General features: G+C 61.5%; 17 protein-coding genes. 8 read left to right on the top strand and 9 right to left on the bottom strand.

Going from position 1 to position 17,258, the window contains the following annotated elements; all coding sequences use genetic code 11:
- Window positions 1-78: 78 nt before the first annotated feature.
- Window positions 79-840, bottom strand: a complete 762-nt coding sequence (locus tag AC4CWH_RS11690; protein ID WP_491318876.1) for a phosphoadenylyl-sulfate reductase — start codon at window positions 838-840, stop codon at window positions 79-81.
- A 368-nt stretch (window positions 841-1,208) separates the two neighbouring features.
- Between AC4CWH_RS11690 and AC4CWH_RS11685 the strand changes: the two genes are divergently transcribed.
- The 6 genes from AC4CWH_RS11685 to AC4CWH_RS11660 all read left to right on the top strand — a co-directional run bounded on the left by AC4CWH_RS11685 (window position 1,209) and on the right by AC4CWH_RS11660 (window position 7,746).
- Window positions 1,209-1,658 (top strand): RrF2 family transcriptional regulator, encoded by a 450-nt coding sequence (locus tag AC4CWH_RS11685; RefSeq protein WP_491318875.1) that lies wholly within the window; start codon window positions 1,209-1,211, stop codon window positions 1,656-1,658.
- A 270-nt stretch (window positions 1,659-1,928) separates the two neighbouring features.
- Window positions 1,929-2,954 carry a sulfate ABC transporter substrate-binding protein gene (locus tag AC4CWH_RS11680; protein WP_491318874.1) on the top strand — a complete coding sequence of 342 codons (1,026 nt, stop codon included), beginning with the start codon at window positions 1,929-1,931 and terminating at the stop codon, window positions 2,952-2,954.
- A gap of 43 nt (window positions 2,955-2,997) precedes the next feature.
- Window positions 2,998-3,852, top strand: a complete 855-nt coding sequence (cysT, locus tag AC4CWH_RS11675) for a sulfate ABC transporter permease subunit CysT (RefSeq protein WP_491318873.1) — start codon at window positions 2,998-3,000, stop codon at window positions 3,850-3,852.
- 197 nt (window positions 3,853-4,049) lie between these two features.
- A complete protein-coding gene (cysW, locus tag AC4CWH_RS11670; RefSeq protein ID WP_491318872.1) occupies window positions 4,050-4,913 on the top strand; it encodes a sulfate ABC transporter permease subunit CysW in 864 nt (287 codons plus the stop codon).
- Window positions 4,914-4,927: 14 nt separating this feature from the next.
- The gene (locus AC4CWH_RS11665) at window positions 4,928-5,989 is read left to right on the top strand and encodes a sulfate/molybdate ABC transporter ATP-binding protein (RefSeq protein WP_491318871.1); all 1,062 of its coding nucleotides are present in this window, start codon (window positions 4,928-4,930) and stop codon (window positions 5,987-5,989) included.
- A gap of 377 nt (window positions 5,990-6,366) precedes the next feature.
- Window positions 6,367-7,746, top strand: coding sequence for a GNAT family N-acetyltransferase (locus tag AC4CWH_RS11660; protein WP_491318870.1), 1,380 nt, complete (start codon window positions 6,367-6,369; stop codon window positions 7,744-7,746).
- A gap of 18 nt (window positions 7,747-7,764) precedes the next feature.
- Here AC4CWH_RS11660 and AC4CWH_RS11655 read toward each other — a convergent pair whose 3' ends face one another.
- The 8 genes from AC4CWH_RS11655 to AC4CWH_RS11620 all read right to left on the bottom strand — a co-directional run bounded on the left by AC4CWH_RS11655 (window position 7,765) and on the right by AC4CWH_RS11620 (window position 15,164).
- Window positions 7,765-7,974 (bottom strand): hypothetical protein, encoded by a 210-nt coding sequence (locus tag AC4CWH_RS11655; protein ID WP_491318869.1) that lies wholly within the window; start codon window positions 7,972-7,974, stop codon window positions 7,765-7,767.
- A 90-nt stretch (window positions 7,975-8,064) separates the two neighbouring features.
- Window positions 8,065-8,349 (bottom strand): hypothetical protein, encoded by a 285-nt coding sequence (locus tag AC4CWH_RS11650; RefSeq protein WP_491318868.1) that lies wholly within the window; start codon window positions 8,347-8,349, stop codon window positions 8,065-8,067.
- A gap of 45 nt (window positions 8,350-8,394) precedes the next feature.
- Complete coding sequence (locus tag AC4CWH_RS11645) at window positions 8,395-9,315, bottom strand: cyanobactin maturation protease PatG family protein (protein ID WP_491318867.1); 921 nt, start codon at window positions 9,313-9,315, stop codon at window positions 8,395-8,397.
- Between the two features lie 77 nt (window positions 9,316-9,392).
- Window positions 9,393-10,310 (bottom strand): S8 family serine peptidase, encoded by a 918-nt coding sequence (locus tag AC4CWH_RS11640; RefSeq protein ID WP_491318866.1) that lies wholly within the window; start codon window positions 10,308-10,310, stop codon window positions 9,393-9,395.
- 264 nt (window positions 10,311-10,574) lie between these two features.
- A complete protein-coding gene (locus AC4CWH_RS11635) occupies window positions 10,575-11,885 on the bottom strand; it encodes a TRAP transporter large permease (RefSeq protein ID WP_491282187.1) in 1,311 nt (436 codons plus the stop codon).
- The gene (locus tag AC4CWH_RS11630; RefSeq protein ID WP_491318865.1) at window positions 11,885-12,424 is read right to left on the bottom strand and encodes a TRAP transporter small permease; all 540 of its coding nucleotides are present in this window, start codon (window positions 12,422-12,424) and stop codon (window positions 11,885-11,887) included. The genes AC4CWH_RS11635 and AC4CWH_RS11630 overlap by 1 nt, the downstream gene beginning before the upstream one ends.
- Before the next feature lie 94 nt (window positions 12,425-12,518).
- The gene (locus AC4CWH_RS11625) at window positions 12,519-13,553 is read right to left on the bottom strand and encodes a TRAP transporter substrate-binding protein (RefSeq protein ID WP_491318864.1); all 1,035 of its coding nucleotides are present in this window, start codon (window positions 13,551-13,553) and stop codon (window positions 12,519-12,521) included.
- A 267-nt stretch (window positions 13,554-13,820) separates the two neighbouring features.
- Window positions 13,821-15,164: a chloride channel protein gene (locus tag AC4CWH_RS11620; protein ID WP_491318863.1), complete on the bottom strand. Its 1,344-nt coding sequence runs from the start codon at window positions 15,162-15,164 to the stop codon at window positions 13,821-13,823.
- Window positions 15,165-15,416: 252 nt separating this feature from the next.
- Between AC4CWH_RS11620 and AC4CWH_RS11615 the strand changes: the two genes are divergently transcribed.
- The gene (locus tag AC4CWH_RS11615; RefSeq protein WP_491318862.1) at window positions 15,417-15,977 is read left to right on the top strand and encodes a nucleotidyltransferase family protein; all 561 of its coding nucleotides are present in this window, start codon (window positions 15,417-15,419) and stop codon (window positions 15,975-15,977) included.
- A gap of 334 nt (window positions 15,978-16,311) precedes the next feature.
- Window positions 16,312-17,241, top strand: a complete 930-nt coding sequence (locus tag AC4CWH_RS11610) for an IS110 family RNA-guided transposase (protein WP_491318861.1) — start codon at window positions 16,312-16,314, stop codon at window positions 17,239-17,241.
- The last annotated feature ends 17 nt before the right edge of the window (window positions 17,242-17,258 follow it).

Here is a 17,258-nt window from a genome sequence, read left to right as displayed (position 1 = left end):
CCTCAGCCTCTCACCGCGTTTGGGAAGCATGTTCCCGGTGGGGAGAGGAGAGGGAGGCCGAAAAAGTCAGGCCATCATTCAGTTCTGGGTGGGGATGATGGAGGAGGCGGGCGGTTCGGGCACATGAGGTTCGGGCACATGCAGGCCGCATTCGCGTTTTTCGTCGTTTTCCCACCACCATCGGCCGGCGCGTTCGTTTTCGCCGGGCTTGATGGCGCGCGTACAGGGTTCGCAGCCGATGGAGGGATAACCACGGGCGTGCAGCGGGTTCACCGGAACATCCATGGCCTCGACATGGGCGTTGATCGCCTCGAGCGACCAGTCGGCGAGCGGGTTGATCTTGAGGAGGCCGCGCTCGGCGTCATACTCGGCAAAGGGCGTGGTGGCGCGGTTGCCGGACTGGCCGCGACGAAGGCCGGTGATCCAGATGTCGGCGCCAGCCAAAGCCTCGGCGAGAGGCTTCAGCTTGCGCACATGACAGCAGGCGTGGCGGGCTTCCACGCTGTCGTAAAACCCGTTGAGGCCGTATTGCGCGGCAAAACCTTCGATATCGGCAGGTTTGGGATAAAAGCGCTTGATGGTGATGCCGTAGCGCTCCTCGGTCTCGCCGATCAGCGCCACCGTCTCGGCAAACAGCCGTCCGGTTTCCAGCGTCGAAACCTCGATCGGCAGCTGGTGCGTGCCGATCTCGGCGGTGATCACCTGATCCTCGATGCCGAGCGAGGTGGTAAACACCGCCCGCCCAAGGCCTGCTGCCAGCGACAGCCGGCCGGCAAGAGGAAGCGCTGCGAGTTCAGCGTCGAGCGAGGCGATGTCCTGAAGTGTCTGATGCAAGGTCATGAAGCAAAAATCCGCTGTGTTGCCAAGGGTTATGCCATGACCGCACTGCGGGAGACAGAAACAGGGATTTGAAGCGCGCGCGCGTAAGAGCAAATATCTCTAGAAAACGCCGCTTCCCGAGAAAACTTGGCGCCTGCCGGCAAAAACCTGCGCGCGGCCCCCATTGAGGGGGCTGATCCGTTTGTATTTCCGGTGGATTTGGGGTAGTGCGGGGACGCGGCTTGAACGCGCCCGGGGCACCCGCTCCGGCTTGCGTGTGGCGGGCCGTGCGCATGCCTCTCCACGCCCTGTCGACCGCCATTCCCGACGATCCTGTTGCCGGGGTTTCCAGAGGTCAACTCGCATTCGATCTCGCTGATGGAACCTTGATGATTTCGCAGAAAGCCAAATATGCCCTGCGGGCGCTGACCGCTCTGGCGCAAGCCGACACCGAGCGTCCGCTGATGATCTCGGAAATTGCCACGCAGCAGGCCATTCCGAAGAAATTTCTCGAGCAGATCCTTCTGGAACTGAAGCGGAACGGCATCGTGGAAAGCCGACGCGGCAAGCAGGGCGGTTATCTGCTGCTGAAGCCGGCGCAGGACATCACCTTTGGCGAAATCCTGCGGCTGATCGATGGGCCCATCGCGCCGCTACCCTGCCTGTCACAGACGGCCTATCGCCGCTGCGAGGATTGCGACGGCGAACACCTCTGCGAAATCCGCCATGTCTTTGCCCGCGTCGCCGATGCCAGCCGCGACGTTCTGTTTTCCACCACCATCGCCGATGCTGTCGGCGGTGTCGAAGACGCGCGGGCCTTGGATCTTGCCATCGCCTGAACCGGCATCCACCTGAATAACCGGCTTGAAGGAACGATCCGGCGCAGAATTTCTGTCGCCGTCCACCCGTTTTGCGCGCCCGTCATGGATGAAGTTTGCGCGTCCGATGCTTCCCACCACCAGTGTTTTGCGCCACATTGCCGTCTCGCATCCCATTCTTTGTTGTCGATTTGCGGCGCAGGGAAACAGTTTTGCCTTCTACGTCAGCCCGATTGACCAACTCTACCTGTTCAGTAGACATTAACGTGGCATTCCGATGGAGGGACCGTCATGAAGAGACTGAAGAATGGGTTGGGCGCCATTGCGCTTGGAATTTCGCTCAGTGTCGGCCTCGTGGCCCCGGCTTTTGCCGATACGAAATTGCTCAATGTCTCCTATGATCCGACCCGCGAGTTCTACAAGGAGTTCAACGCGGCCTTTTCCAAACACTACAAGGCAGAGACCGGCGAGACGGTGACGATCCAGCAATCGCATGGCGGCTCCGGCAAGCAGGCTCGCTCGGTCATCGACGGTCTGGAAGCCGATGTGGTGACGCTGGCGCTCGAAAGCGACATCAACGCCATCGTCGACAATGGCGGCAAGATCAAGCCGGACTGGCGCGGACGTCTTGCCAACAATTCCTCTCCCTATACCTCCACCATCGTGTTCCTGGTGCGCAAGGGCAACCCGAAGGGCATCCATAACTGGGGCGACCTCGTGAAGGGCGATATCCAGATTGTGACGCCAAACCCGAAGACCTCGGGCGGTGCGCGCTGGAATTATCTTGCCGCCTGGGCCTGGGCGAACGAAGAGTTCAAGGGCGATCAGGTGAAGATCAAGGCCTATGTCGCCGATCTCTACAAGCGCGCCCCTGTTCTCGACAGCGGTGCCCGCGGCTCCACCGTCACCTTTGCCCAGCGCGGCATCGGCGATGTGCTGCTTGCCTGGGAAAACGAGGCATATCTTGCCGGCCAGGAATTCGGCGAGGACAGCTTTGACATTATCGTGCCGCCGATCTCGATCCTTGCCGAGCCGCCGGTTGCCGTGGTCGATGCCAATGTGGATGCCAAGGGCAGCCGCAAGGTCGCCGAGGCCTATCTGCAATATCTCTATTCGGATGAAGGCCAGAATCTGGCTGCCAAGCACTTTTATCGCCCGGCAAAACCCGAGGTGGTGGCGCCTGAGCTTTTGAAGAAACTGCCTGACGTGAAGCTCGTGACCATCGACGATCCGATCTTCGGTGGCTGGAAAAAGGCCCAGCCCGAGCATTTCGGCGATGGCGGCATCTTCGACCAGATCTACAAGCCGGGCCGCTAAGCTCACTTTATATATATAGGGGAACCGGAGGGCATCCGTTCGCATGACAAAAACAGCCACCTCGCGGTGGCGATGGAAACAGCCGAGCATCATCCCGGGTTTCGGGTTGACGCTCGGCTTTTCGCTCGCCTACCTGTCGCTGATCATTCTCATCCCGCTCACGGGCCTTGTGTGGCGCACGGCGTCGCTCGGATGGGGGCAATTCTTTTCCATCTTTTTCGATGAGCGCACGCTTGCTGCTCTTTATATATCCTTCGGGACCGCGCTGATTGCCGCCGTGGTCAATGCCGTGTTCGGCGTTTTGATCTGCTGGATCCTGGTGCGCTATGATTTCCCCGGCCGCCGGCTGATCGATGCCATGGTGGACCTGCCGTTTGCGCTGCCGACGGCCGTTGCCGGCATCGCGCTTGCCTCGCTTTATGCGCCAAAAGGCTGGATCGGCGCGTTCTTCACGCCCTTTGATATCCGCATTGCGTTTACCCCCATCGGCATCGTCGTGGCGCTCATCTTCATCGGTCTGCCCTTCGTGGTGCGCACGGTGCAGCCGGTGATGGAAGAGATCGACCGCGAAGTGGAGGAGGCGGCGGCAACACTCGGTGCCAACCGTTTCCAGACCATTTTCAAGGTGCTTCTGCCGGGGCTGGCCCCGGCCGTGCTCACAGGCTTTGCGCTGGCCTTCGCCCGCGGCGTCGGCGAATACGGCTCGGTGGTCTTCATCGCCGGCAATATCCCTTACGTCTCGGAAATCGCACCGCTCCTCATCGTTATCAGGCTGGAGGAGTTCAATTACGCCGGCGCCACGGCGGTTGCCACCATCATGCTCGCCATCTCCTTTGCCATGCTGCTGGTCATCAACCTCATCCAGGCCTGGAGCCGCAGGAGGTATGGTTATGTGTGAAGTTTTTCGAGATGCCTTGAAGAAGAACCCCTCCCAACCCTCCCCACAAGGGGGAGGGCTTAACCCAGCCGCACCCTCTGATGCAGGAACGCAGCGGTTGCCACGTCGGTTCTCCCCCCTCGTGGGGGGTCCGAAGGACGGGGCGAGACCCGTGGCTCGACCCCGGTCGCCCGGCAGGGCAGAGAGGGTCTTGTCTCATGTCTAAACCCACCCGCGCACATTTCCGCAATCCCGCCGATGAAAGCCCGCTGGTCAAGCTGCTGCTGATCCTGATCGGCCTCGTTTTCCTTGGTTTCTTCCTGTTCCTGCCGCTCGTCGGCGTTTTCGTCGAGGCGTTCCGCAAGGGCGCTGAAGCTTATGTCGAGGCGCTGGTGGAGCCGGATGCGGTCTCTGCCATCAAGCTGACGCTGCTGGTGGCCGTCATTGCCGTGCCGCTCAACCTCGTTTTTGGCGTGGCCGCCGCCTGGGCGATTGCCAAGTTCGAATTCAAGGGCAAGGCCTTCCTCACCACGCTGATCGACCTGCCGTTTTCCATCTCACCGGTGATTTCCGGCCTCGTCTACGTGCTGTTGTTCGGCAGCCAGAGCGTGCTTGGGCCCTTCCTGAAAAGCTATGGCATCGAGATCCTGTTTGCTGTGCCCGGCATCGTGCTCGCCACCGTGTTCGTGACCTTCCCCTTCGTTGCGCGCGAACTGATCCCGCTGATGCAGGACCAGGGCACGGGCGATGAGGAGGCGGCCCTGTCGCTCGGCGCATCCGGCTGGCAAACCTTCTGGTTCGTGACGCTGCCCAACATCAAATGGGGCCTGCTGTACGGCGTGCTTCTCTGCAATGCCCGCGCCATGGGCGAATTCGGTGCCGTCTCGGTCGTCTCAGGCCATGTGCGGGGGCTTACCAACACCATGCCGCTGCATGTGGAAATCCTCTACAACGAGTATAATTTCGTCGCAGCCTTTGCCGTGGCCTCGCTTCTGGCAGCCCTTGCCCTCGTCACGCTTGCTCTCAAAACACTTCTGGAACTGCGGTTCGGCGCCGGTGGCGCTGGCGGCCGCCGGCATTGAAAGGCGCAACTCCCATGGACGTCACCATCAACCACATCCGCAAGGAATTCGCCCGTTTTCCGGCCTTGAACGACGTTTCGCTCGATATCCGCTCGGGCGAGCTGATCGCGCTGCTCGGCCCCTCCGGTTCCGGCAAAACGACGCTTTTGCGCCTCATCGCCGGCCTCGACCAGCCGACAGAGGGAAAAATCCTGTTTGGCACGGAGGATGCCTCGCACCGCACCGTGCAGGAGCGCAATGTCGGCTTCGTGTTCCAGAGTTATGCGCTGTTTCGCCATATGACGGTGGCCGAAAACATCGCCTTCGGCCTGAAAGTACGCCCCAGCGCCACCCGCCCGCCAAAGGCCGAGATCCGCAAACGTGTCGCCGATCTGCTCGAGATGGTGCAGCTGAACGGGCTCGACAAACGGTATCCGAACCAGCTGTCGGGTGGCCAGCGCCAGCGCGTGGCGCTTGCCCGCGCCATGGCGATCGAGCCGCGCATCCTGCTGCTTGACGAACCGTTTGGCGCGCTCGACGCCAAGGTGCGCAAGGAGCTGCGTCGCTGGCTGCGCGAGTTTCATGATCGCACCGGCCACACCACCGTCTTCGTGACCCACGACCAGGAAGAGGCGCTGGAACTGGCAGACCGTGTCGTCGTCATGAGCCAGGGCAAGATCGAGCAAGTGGGCACCGCCGATGATGTTTATGACCGGCCGGGCTCGCCCTTCGTTTTCTCCTTCATCGGCTCCTCGTCGGAACTGCCGGTGACGCTTGCGGGTGGTGGCGTCCGTTTCAACGGCCGCCCGATCGGTATCGGCGCGGCGGGAGAGGGGCCAGCGGACGGCAAGGCCCGCCTGTTCTTCCGCCCGCAGGATGTGGTGCTGATGGACGCAGCCGATGCGCTGTCGGGCAAGGTCACCGCCTGTCGTCGCCTTGCCGGCACCCGCATTGCCGAAATCGACATCTCCAACGGCGAGGCCAAGGGCGGCAAGCCGCATCACGTCGAAATCGAGGTTCCGCTCGATGCACCCGTGACGCTCGGGGCTGACCTCTCCTTCCGTCCAACCCGCTGGCGGCTGTTTTTCGAGGGCTGACCGAGGGCCGTCGATCCCGGGCATGGCAATTCGGGATCGGCGCACGGCGTTGCAGAGGGTTTTTACGCGTGCATTGCAGTATAAGATGTTTTGCATCCGGACGCGTCAGATATTGACTGCCCGGTCCGATGTCTTATGCCTAATGCGCCTGAAAACATTCTGCACACGATTGTCCAGCTGCAGCATTGTCGTCTGGCAACACTTGGGGGAATGACCGACAATCAGTGACGCCGTATCTGGACCACGCCCGGGACCGGTTTTCACGCATTCGAAACCTTGGCGCTTACGTCTTGGTTTACGTCTGCGTGCCATAAGCTTGAGACCATGCAGGACTTTTATGTGCCACTGCCGGACTTTTAAGCTTTGACGGGCCAGACATGGATATGCTTTCGACAGATCCTCAGACGATGATGCGAGTTGGCGACGACCTGACCGACCGGCAGATGCCCATGCCGGTGGCACGGTACGTTGGTGCGCAGGCGGAAGCGGACGGGGGACCCCGCAGCATGACCGCCCGGCTGCTGGCCTTTGCCGCCCTGCTGCTCAGCGTGCGGCCGGGCCGCCCCACCTTCGGTTTTGCCTGTCTTCTCGTCTTTACAGCCTGTGCGCTGGCGGATGTTTTTCTGGAGGAGGGGTTGCTTGCCCTGCCTCTGTGGCTCGGCATTCCCATGCCGGAGGGGACCGGTTCGACGCTGTCGCTGACGCTGGTGGCCGGCGCATGGGCGGGGCGGCGCATCCTGCGCCCGGCTCCGCAGGTCCGGAGCCGCCCGGCATCCGAGGATCTTGCCCGCGCTGCCGAGATTGTCGCGCGCCATCCCAACGCCAGCGCAGGCCTCGTGCGGCTGGGCGACAAACATGTGCTGTTTTGCGAAGACCGCGAAGCTTTCATCATGTATGCCCGCCACAACCGCTCCTGGGTGGCGCTGTTCGACCCGGTTGGTCCGCGTGAAAAATGGCCGGGGCTGGTGATGAAATTCATGGATGCGGCCCGCGCCGATGGCTGCCGCCCGGTGTTCTACCAGGTTTCGCCGGAATTTTTGCCGGCAGCCGTCGATGCGCGGCTGAAACCCTACAAGCTTGGCGAACAGGCGGCGGTGGACCTGACGCGCTTCGACCTGAAGGGCGGCGCCTGGCTAAAATTGCGCCGCTCGATCAACCGGGCCGAGCGCGACGGCCTTGAATTTTCCCTGCTGCAGCCCTGCGATGTGCCGGCCGTGCTGGACGAACTTTTTTCGGTCTCGCGGCAATGGCTCGCCGCCCACAATGCCGGCGAAAAGGGCTTTTCACTCGGCACGTTCCAGCCGGCCTATGTCGCGGCAAGCCTGGTGGCCGTCGTGCGCATCGAAGGCCGCATCGTGGCATTCGCCAATATCCTCACGGCCGACAACGGCCGGGAAGCCTTCATCGACCTGATGCGCCATATACCCGGCACCCATCGCGGCCTGATGGACCTTTTGTTCGTGCGCACCATGGAAGGGCTGAAGGCGGATGGCTATCGCACGATGAACCTCGGCATGGCGCCGCTTGCCGGCCTCAGCGACCACCACGCCGCCCCCTTGTGGAACCACATCGGCCGCCGGATCTTCTGCCACGGCGAACGGTTCTACAATTTCCAGGGCGTCCTGTCGTTCAAGTCGAAGTTCGATCCCGCCTGGCAACCCCGTTACCTCGCCGTCGGCGCAGGCGTACCCATCGCATCACTCTACGATGTCACCATGTTGATCGGCGGCGGGCTGCGCAACATGCTGCGGCGGTGATGCTGCATGGTCAGCGGGTTAGCTTCTGCGGAAGGGCATCCAGGCGTTCAGCCGCTGCTGTCGCTCGCGGCAGCTGTCGCAGGGAACCATTCCGACGCTGCGGCTGAGGCGCGAAATCACGTCGCCCATGCCCTCATCCTCTGGCCGCACGATCGGTGGCAGGCGCATGCGCCGTAGCGTTGGCTCGGGTGCTTCATCGTCTGCTGTGGGTGTCTTTTCATCAGACATCAAGGCCTCCTCTGTCGCTCATGGCCATCTCCAAAGGGGATGCCGCCCCCCGCCGGCAAAGGCGGGAGGCGGCGCTGGAACATCAGTTCCTCAGCAAGAGCCGACGCATTCCCGCGCGACCTGATGGCCGAGTGCCGTCACGGTCACGCAGGCGCCCGTGGGAAAGAACGAGCCGCAGGACGAGACGCAGGCCTGGGCGGCGGTGCCGGATGGCAGCGAGATGGGGAGCGAGATGCAATGCTTGCCGAAGATCGGGATATCGACGCAGACCTGGCCGTTCTGGACGGACACGGACACGCAGAAGCCGAAGCTCGGGCGAACCCCATTGCGTGACGAGGACGGCAGGACACCGCCGGCTTGTACGGGTAGACGCATGATTTCATCCTTTCGAGGTTGCTGGTTTTAGGAAGTGAAAGCGGATCAGTAGGCGCGCCACTGGCGTACTTTTCCGACCATCACGGGGATGACGTCGGAGACGTCAACGGTGAACCGGAACAGCATTCTGGCCTCTTCCAACCGCTTCATCGGGTTGAAGAATGTCAGTTTGACATCCCAGCTATCGGAGCCCGGCCGGGCGATCGGGCTTTTGCCCACCTCGATCCCGTCCAGCTGGAGCTTTTCCATCATCGCCCGCTCGAACACCCGTTCCACCTGATAGGCCTGGGTGGCGGCAAAGTTCAGCGCCCGGTCCTGCGGCGTCTGGCCGAGGTTGCGGATCTCGAAATAGACGCGTTCAAGGAAGGTGACGATCGCATCCTCCAGGCCTGCGACATTCTCATCCGCAACACCGGCAAGCATGGTCTTGGCGAGCGCTGCCGTGGTCCAGCTGTACATGCCGCGCAGCTCGGGAACGACGACCGGCAGGATGAGGCCGCTCGGGAGGGCGACATGCCCGTCAAGAACGCCCGGAAGAGATACGCGCTCGGCGCCTTCGTTCAGCTGGTCGTCCAGCAGCGAAAGCAGCTGCTTGTAGCCTTCGGCCGCAAATGCGCCGCCGGGCCGGATCGCATAGACCGGAACCTCGTCAATGGACAACGTCCAGATGATCGATTCGGCCAGATAGGAATTTGAAGCCTTCTGCAGTTCCTTGAGCAGGGCACTCGGATCGTAGAAGGCCTTGTCGTCAAGCGATGTGCTGAGCGACCGGCGGCGCGTATCGCTGCCCAGGTCATAGCTCAGCGTACCGAGCGCGTAGACAATCTTGCCGGTGCCGGCAGAAGCTCCCTTCTGGCAGGTTGGGCAGTCGTCGTCGCTCGGCGCCACAGAGGGCGAAAGTCCGGCAGGTTTATGGGGTGCTGCCGCCTGCAGTGTGCCACCCGCCGGCGCCTCAAGGGACGGCATCCATTGCGCGTCCGTCTCTTGCGATCCCGACATCATGCTGGGCGAGATCTCATCAGGGGTCACATCGGATAAAGTGATCAGTGCATGATAGCCTCTGCTTTCTTCTGGGTTGGCTGGGGTGAGGGGAGCTGGGGTAGAAGCCGCGTCAGGGCGCCGGATAGATCGATACGGCCGGAAAGGTATCTGGGCGCGTCCGGTCCCTCGACAGACCGGGCGCCGGCAATTAGTGCATGGCGCAATGCGGATGCACCGAAGCGCTGGCCTGCGCGGCGGCCGGCGGCCATCAGCAGGGCTGCGGCACCGGAAACGACCGCTGTTGCCATGCTGGTGCCCTGCGGGTGCATCACGCTGCCATCGGTTGCAGCCGCGGCAATGCCCTGTCCCTGCGCCACGATGCCATGGTTGGTGTAATGCGCGCCAAAGTTGCTGGAGGGCAGGGCCATGCCTTCGATATCCACGGCGCCGACGGCCAACACGCTCGGCACGGCGGCCGGAAAATGCGCGCAGTCGCATCCGTCATTGCCGGTGGCCGCAATCACCAGAATATCGGCGCGTTCCGCCTCGGCCAGCGCCTCGGCAAGCAGCGGTGACATCGCCTTGTTACCGGCCAGTTCGCCACCGCTGATATTGATGATATCGGCACCGGCCGCGATCACGTCACGGATCGCTTTGGCCAGATCCTCCTGGCTTGCGGGAATGATGCCGTCTGGCCCATCGCGATAGATCGGGCGGATTAAACCCTTGCAGCGCCACGCAAATCCGGTGGCATCGCTGCCCGGCTGGCCAAACAGCAGGCTCGCAATGGCGGTGCCATGCTGCAGGCCATTGCCGGTTGCAGGTGCCGCTTCGGCCGCCGTATCGCCCAGAAGGTGAAGCCGCGCCTCGCGCAGGCTTTCGTGCGTTTTCAGCACCTGGCCGTCGAGAATGGCAATGGTGATGTCTTCGCTGCCCCCGTCAAAAAGGGGCGGCGTTCTCTGCCGCTTGGTATCAGGCATGGTTGTACTCCTCCCGGATGCGCGGTGTGCGCCGGTCCCTGCCGTCAATGTTGTCTGCTGATCGATACGCTCCCACGCACTTACGTGCTTATGGAGAAATATTTACAGATACACTTAAAAAGTGTCCAGTGTAAAATACACGTATAAAGAATAAAAAATATTTCACACAAACAAAGGTGGTGTCTTGGGCAATAAAAAACGCGCCGTGTCGAGACACGGCGCGCAATACAACAGTCAGACGAAGTTCCGCAGTTCAGCGGTGTGTCACACCAGAAAGATCGAGATGATCGGGAAGGCCGTGAGGAGGATGATGCGCAAGAGGTCGGCGGTGACGAAGGGGACGATGCCCCGGTAGGTATCGCGCACCGGCACCTCTCGCGACATCGCGGATATGATGAAGAGATTGAGCCCAACGGGTGGTGTGATCATGCCGATCTCGGCCACCATCAGCACGAGAATGCCGAACCAGATGGCAAAGTGCTCCGGTGAAAGCCCGAAATCCATCGCCGTCACGATCGGGAAAAAGATCGGGATGGTGAGCACGATCATCGACAGCGAATCCATGATGCAGCCGAAGATGATGTAGAGCGCGAGGATGATGATGAGCACCGTCATCGGCGCAAACCCTTGCGCGGTTACCCATTCGGCGCCCATCTGCGGCAGGCGCGAGAAGGCAAGGAACGAGTTGAACACCGAGGCGCCGAGCACGATGAAGAAGATCATGCCGGTGGAAACGGCGGTTTCCTTGAAGCAGGCGAGAAGCGATGCACGATCCAACCCGCCATTTTTCCAGGCAACGAGGCCTGCACCGGCTGCCCCGACAGCGGCTGCCTGTGTTGGCGTGAACCAGCCGAGATAGATGCCGCCGACGACAAGGAAGAAGATTGTCGCGACCGGCCAGACGGCCAGGAGCGCCGGCACCCGCTCGGCCCAGGGCACGCGCGGCGCCTGTCCGGCGCTTTCAGGTTTCACCCGCACATAGATGGCGATGACGATGAGATAGGAGATCGCCGCGATGATGCCGGGCACAAAGGCGGCGAGAAACAGCTTTGCGATATTTTGTTCGGCAAGGATCGCATAGATGACCAGCACGACCGAGGGCGGAATGAGAATGCCGAGCGTGCCGCCGGCGGCAAGCGCTGCGGTGGAGAGGCCACCGGCATAACCGTGGCGGCGCAACTCCGGCAAAGCGACCTGCGCCATCGTCGCAGCGGTTGCCAGAGACGAGCCGCAGATGGAGCCGAAGCCGGCACTGGCACCCACCGCTGCCATGGCAACACCGCCCTTGCGGTGGCCGACAAAGGCGGCGGCGGCATTAAACAGCGCCTGGCTCATGCCGCCGCGTGCGGCAAACTGGCCCATCAGCAGGAAGAGCGGAATGATCGAGAGGGAATAGTTGGCGTTCGTTGTCCAGGCGATGGATTTCAGCTGCGACAGGATCGGCACCCATTTGCCAAGCACCAGATAGGTGCCGACAATGCCGGTGCCGAGCATGGCGGCGGCAATCGGCACGCGCAAAAAAATCAACAGGATAAGGACTGGAAACGACCAGAGCCCGATTTCAATACTGCTCATCAATGGGCTCCCATGGAGGCGACAATGGCTTGGCCGCGGCGGATATCGCGCAGGTCCGCCAGAATGACGAAAAGACAAATCAACACATTGACGACAAGCAGGACCATGGCAGCGGCAAAGCCCCACCAGACCGGCAGCAGCAGAAGCGGCGTGGTTTCGCCATTGCCGAACTTGTCCATGAGACCGACGCCATGGCGCCAGGTGAGGAGGGCAAAAAGCACGGCGATGATGATGTCGCCAATCAGCTGCGTGACGTTCATCGCCTTCGGCCCAAAGGCGGCGATCAGGATATCGACGCCGACATGGCCGCGCCGCAACTGGCAGAACGGCAAAAAGGCGAAGACGGCAAGGCCGCACAGTGCTTCCACCAGTTCGATTTCGCCGGGGATCGGCCGGATCGTCAGCGAGCCCAGAATGGAAAGGCCGGTCAGTGTACAGGCGGCGACGAGGCAGAGCCCGCCAAAGCCGACGAAAACGCCAGCCAAAAGATTTGCCGCGCGCTCCAGCCCATCGAACGCAGTCGGTTTTTCGGTTGCCATCAGAGACATCCTTGATTCTGAAAAAGACATGATCTTGAAAACGCCTGTCCAGGCGACCGCCGGCGGTGCCTGGACAGGGGCAGTGCTTGCAAAATTACTTGGTGTGCTTCTCGATCATCGAGATGGCATCCTTGTAGAGCGTGGTGCCATCAAGGCCCTTGCCATCCATCTCGGCCACCCAGTTTTTCGTCACCTTGTCGCCCAGCGCCTTCCAGCGGTTGGTCTCGGCCTCGTCCAGCACATAGGTGGTGTTGCCGGCCTTGTCGGCCAGTTCCTTGCCGCGCACATCGCCTGCATCCATCGCAGCGCCGAACTTGGCGGCAAGGGCGGCACCGGAATTGTCGTCGATGACCTTTTTCAGGTCTGCCGGCAGCGCCTCATAGCTGTCCTTGTTCATGGCAAAGATGAAGGCGCCCGTATAAAGGCCGGTCTTGCTGGCAAAGGCCGTGTGGTTGGGCGCAAGTTCGGCAATCTTGATCGAGGGTGTCACTTCCCAGGGAACCACGGTGCCATCGATGACGCTCTTCGACAGCGATTCCGGAACCGTCGTTACCGGCATGCCGACCGCCGATGCGCCCATGGCTTCCAGCATCTGGTTGACCACCTTGGACGTGCCACGCAGCTTCAGCCCCTTCATGTCGGAGAGCGACTTGATCGGCTTTGCGGCAATCGTGTGCAGCAGGCCGGGGCCGTGCGTGTGGACGGCCAGAACATGGAAATCCTTGAACTCGTCCTTCAGGTGTTTTTCGTAATAATCGTTGAAGGCAAGCGAGGTTGCCTCGCCTGTTGTTACCATGAAGGGCAGCTCGAACGCTTCCGATTTCGGGAAGCGGCCGGGTGTATAACCGATCAGCGTCCAGCCCATGTCGACGACGCCGTCTTTGACCTGATCGACGATTTCGCCGGGTTTGCCGCCCAGCTGCATGGCCGGGTAGATCTCCACCTCCATGCGGCCGCCGCTATCCGCCTTGATCTTTTCGGCCCAGGGTGTGAGCACCTTGGACGGGATGGTGGCCTGCGGCGGCAGGAAATGGTGCAGTTTCAGAACCACCTCGGCGGCAAAGGCCGAAAGCGGCATCAGGGAAAGGGCAGCACCGGACAGGCCGGCCAAAAGGAACTTGCGCAACATGATCTCCTCCAATCGCGCTGAAATGTCAGGGGAAATCTGGCACGGCCTTGTCCTGCCGGCGGCTTTCGGCACTCGTGGTGAGCGCCGCGCCCTGTTCCGGACCGGACGGACCCCTCCGTGGTCCCATCCTTCCCCCATGCTGGTTATGCTTACAGAAGCAAACGGGCCGCGCAAATAAAAACAATCACGCCATTCATAACTTAACGGATATGCATCGCATTGGTTTGTGCTGGCCATGCGAGGGAGCAGCCGTCATCCCGCCGGTTTTCAGGATGCCGTGCGTTGCTCGCTGCGCTGCGCGCGCAACGCCTGCGCGAGAAAGGCGCGCGACAGCCCGTGATAGAGCGGTTCCGGCGCAAGGATGCGCGAGGTGACGTAACCGAGCATCGAGGCCGCCATGATCGGGATGACGGCTTCATGATTGCCGGTCATTTCGATGATGATGACGAAGGCGGTCATCGGCGCCTGCACGACGCCGGCGAAATATCCGGCCATGCCGAGAAGCGCGCCGAGTGCGATATTGCCGCCGATGAGGCCCGCTATCGTTCCGCCAAGGCTGACGCCGACGGTGAGCGACGGGGCAAAGATGCCGCCCGGAATGCCAGAGGCCATGGAGAGGAAGGTGGAGGCGAATTTTTCGAGAAACAGGAAATGCCCAGGCGCCTCGCCGTTCAGAATGGCGCGCGACTGTTCATAACCGGTGCCGAATGTTTCACCACCGGAGATAATGCCGATGACGGCAACCGCCAGACCGCAGATGGCAGCCAGCATCACGGTTTTCTTGAGCGGTGAGGGCTGTACGAAACGGCGCACGCGCCGCGCAACCGAAAGCGCGCCGGCGCTGAAGGCGGCACCAAGCCCGCCGCCGGCAAGCCCGCAGGCAAGCACCAGCAGCCAGTCGCGCATGCCGGATGCGGCAACCGAGGTCTCGCCAAAATAGGTATAGCTGCCGACAAGCCCGAGCGCTGCAAGCCCGGACAGGATGACGGCGGCAAGCACCAGTCCGTTGGCGCGGGATTCGAAACTGCGGCTCATTTCTTCGATGGCAAAAACGATGCCGGCAAGCGGCGTGTTGAACGCAGCGGCAATGCCGGCGGCGGAACCCGCGAGAATCAGCCCCTTGGCCTGCGCCATGCCGCCGATGCGACCACTCGCCAGCATGATGGCCGCCCCCACCTGCACCGTCGGTCCCTCGCGGCCGATGGAGGCGCCGCAAAACAGGCCGACAAGGGTGAGCAGGATTTTTCCGACCGCCAGTTTCAGCGAGAGCAATGCCCCGCGCGCCGCCTCATGGCTCAAGTGCCGGGCCGCAATCGCCTGCGGAATGCCGCTGCCTTGCGCATTGGGAAACCACGACAGCGCCATCCATGCACTCAGCGCAAACCCCGCCGGCGTCAAAAGCAGCGGCAGCAGGAAAGCGTAAGGCCCGGCCGTCGTCAGCGTCTTGAACAGGTGCTGCGCCTGATCGGCCGCCATGGCAAAACCGACGCTCACCACCCCGATCGCCACCGCCCCGATCCAGAACACGATCCGCGGCTTCCACACCCGCCACGACCCGCGCATGACACGGGAGCGGCGAAACATCTTGGACTTGCGGTAGGAGAGGGGCATGGCAGGCTCGGGAGATTTTTTTAAGGTAAGGCAGACCCCTTTAACGCCTCCGAGGCATGGGGATGCAAGCCTTTAGCGCAGCAAGGCGGAACATAGGGCGGATTTTAAGGGGAAAGGCGAGTTGAAAGGATCGGCTAGGGCGCTGTCACTGCATCGGACGCTTGGTGATGGAAGGTTCGGCCCCGTTGACACATTCTATGAATCGCTGGAAGGTTGGTCGGAACATTTAGGGAACGAAGTGGCGGCGGAATCATGCCCTTTTCTGAGCAGCAGTTCGTGGAGCATGTCCGGAAAAATCCCGTCAACCGCCGGCTTCTGGAGAGTCTCCCCAGCCTGGAACTGCCGCAGGGCACCCTTACCGCCGGCTGCCTGGCTCAGACGGTCTGGAACCTGAAGGTCGGGAACAAACCGGATTGGGCCATCAAGGACTATGACATTTTCTATTTCGACGCCGGCGACCTGTCGTGGGAAGCGGAAGACGCGGTCATACAAAAGGCAAGGGATACGCTTGGCGATCTCGCGGACAAAGTCGAGATCAGAAATCAGGCGCGTGTTCACCTCTGGTACGCGCAGAAATTCGGTTCTGCCTGCCCGCCATTGACACGCGTGGAAGGCGGGATTGACCGTTTTCTCATCACCTGCACGCAGGTCGGGATCAATCTGGAGAATGGTGCCGTTTATGCCCCTCACGGGTTCAACGACCTCTGGAACGGCATTCTGCGCATCAATCCCCATAATTCGCTGAAGGATTTGTTCGTCAGCAAATGTGCGGATTACAGAACCCGCTGGCCCTGGCTTTCTGTTGCAATATGATCCGTCGTCAACACGTTCGGACGTCGCGGTGATATCGTTATAAAGCAGCGGCTTTTAAACGAAGATGATGTTTGTCGAGAGCGCTTCAGAAGGGGGCACAGTAGGCGCCAGCCGCCCCCCTCATCCGCCTTGCGTCCTGCGGACCCTTTGTAACTTCCCAATAGCCGCATTTGGGTGTGTACTGCCCGATGCGGTGGCGGATGGGAGACCGACAAACCTTTGGGACACCAAGCCCGCGGGAGAGCAAGGGTCTTCGTCCGCCGTTCCATCGAACCCGAACAGTCGCCAGGACCGCTTGCGCAGGCAAAGTCCGTTTAGGCAAGGATGGGAAAAGATGGATATCGTTGTTGGGATCGATGTTTCGAAGGATCGTCTGGATATCGCCGTGGCGCCATCCGGTGTGACGTTTGCGGTGGAAAATACGCATGCGGGCGTCGAAGATCTGGTCTCGCGACTGCAATCGATCAAAGCCGATGCCGTTGCCATGGAAGCAACTGGCGGGTTTGAGATGCTGGCGGTGGCGGCGCTGTCTTCGGCGGGCTTTGCCGTCCTCGTGGTCAATCCGGCGCAGGTGCGTTCTTATGCCAATGCGATCGGCCGTCGCGCCAAGACAGATCCGATCGATGCGGCAGTGATTGCCGCTTTCGTGATTGCGACCCAGCCAGAGCTGAGACCGCTCAAAGACTTGGAAACCCAGGCTTTGTCGGCACTTGTGGCCCGCAGGCGGCAGATCGTCCAGATGATCGTGGCCGAGGAAAACCGGGCGCGCATGGTTCTGGCGAAAGAGGCCCAGAAGAGCATTACGCGGTTGCTGAAAGCCCTCAAGCGCGAGCTGGAAAGTCTCGACGCCGATCTCGATGAACATATCCGCAAGTCGCCGCTGTGGCGGGTGCGCGAGCAGCTGCTGACATCGGTGCCGGGGGTGGGGCCCGCCACCGCTCGCACGCTGCTCGCCGAGATGCCGGAACTGGGCAGTCTCGATCGACGTCAGATCGCATGGCTTGCGGGTCTGGCACCCTTTACCCGACAATCGGGCACGTGGAAAGGCAAGAGCTTCATTGGCGGCGGCAGGGGCAAAGTGCGGGCCGTGCTGTTCATGGCAGCCCTCGTCGCCAGCCGGCACAACCCCGTGCTCAAAGCCTTTCGTGACCGTCTCGTCGCAGCCGGCAAACCCAAGATCGTCGCCATCGTCGCCACAATGCGCAAACTTCTCACCATGCTCAACGCCATCATCCGGGACCAAAAACCATGGCAAAACGCTTGACTGCCCAGACAGTCGCT

This window comes from Neorhizobium sp. PAMB6716 (assembly GCF_058242805.1).
Note: the sequence above shows the minus strand (reverse complement) of the source record. Positions and strands in the feature narration are given on the sequence as shown.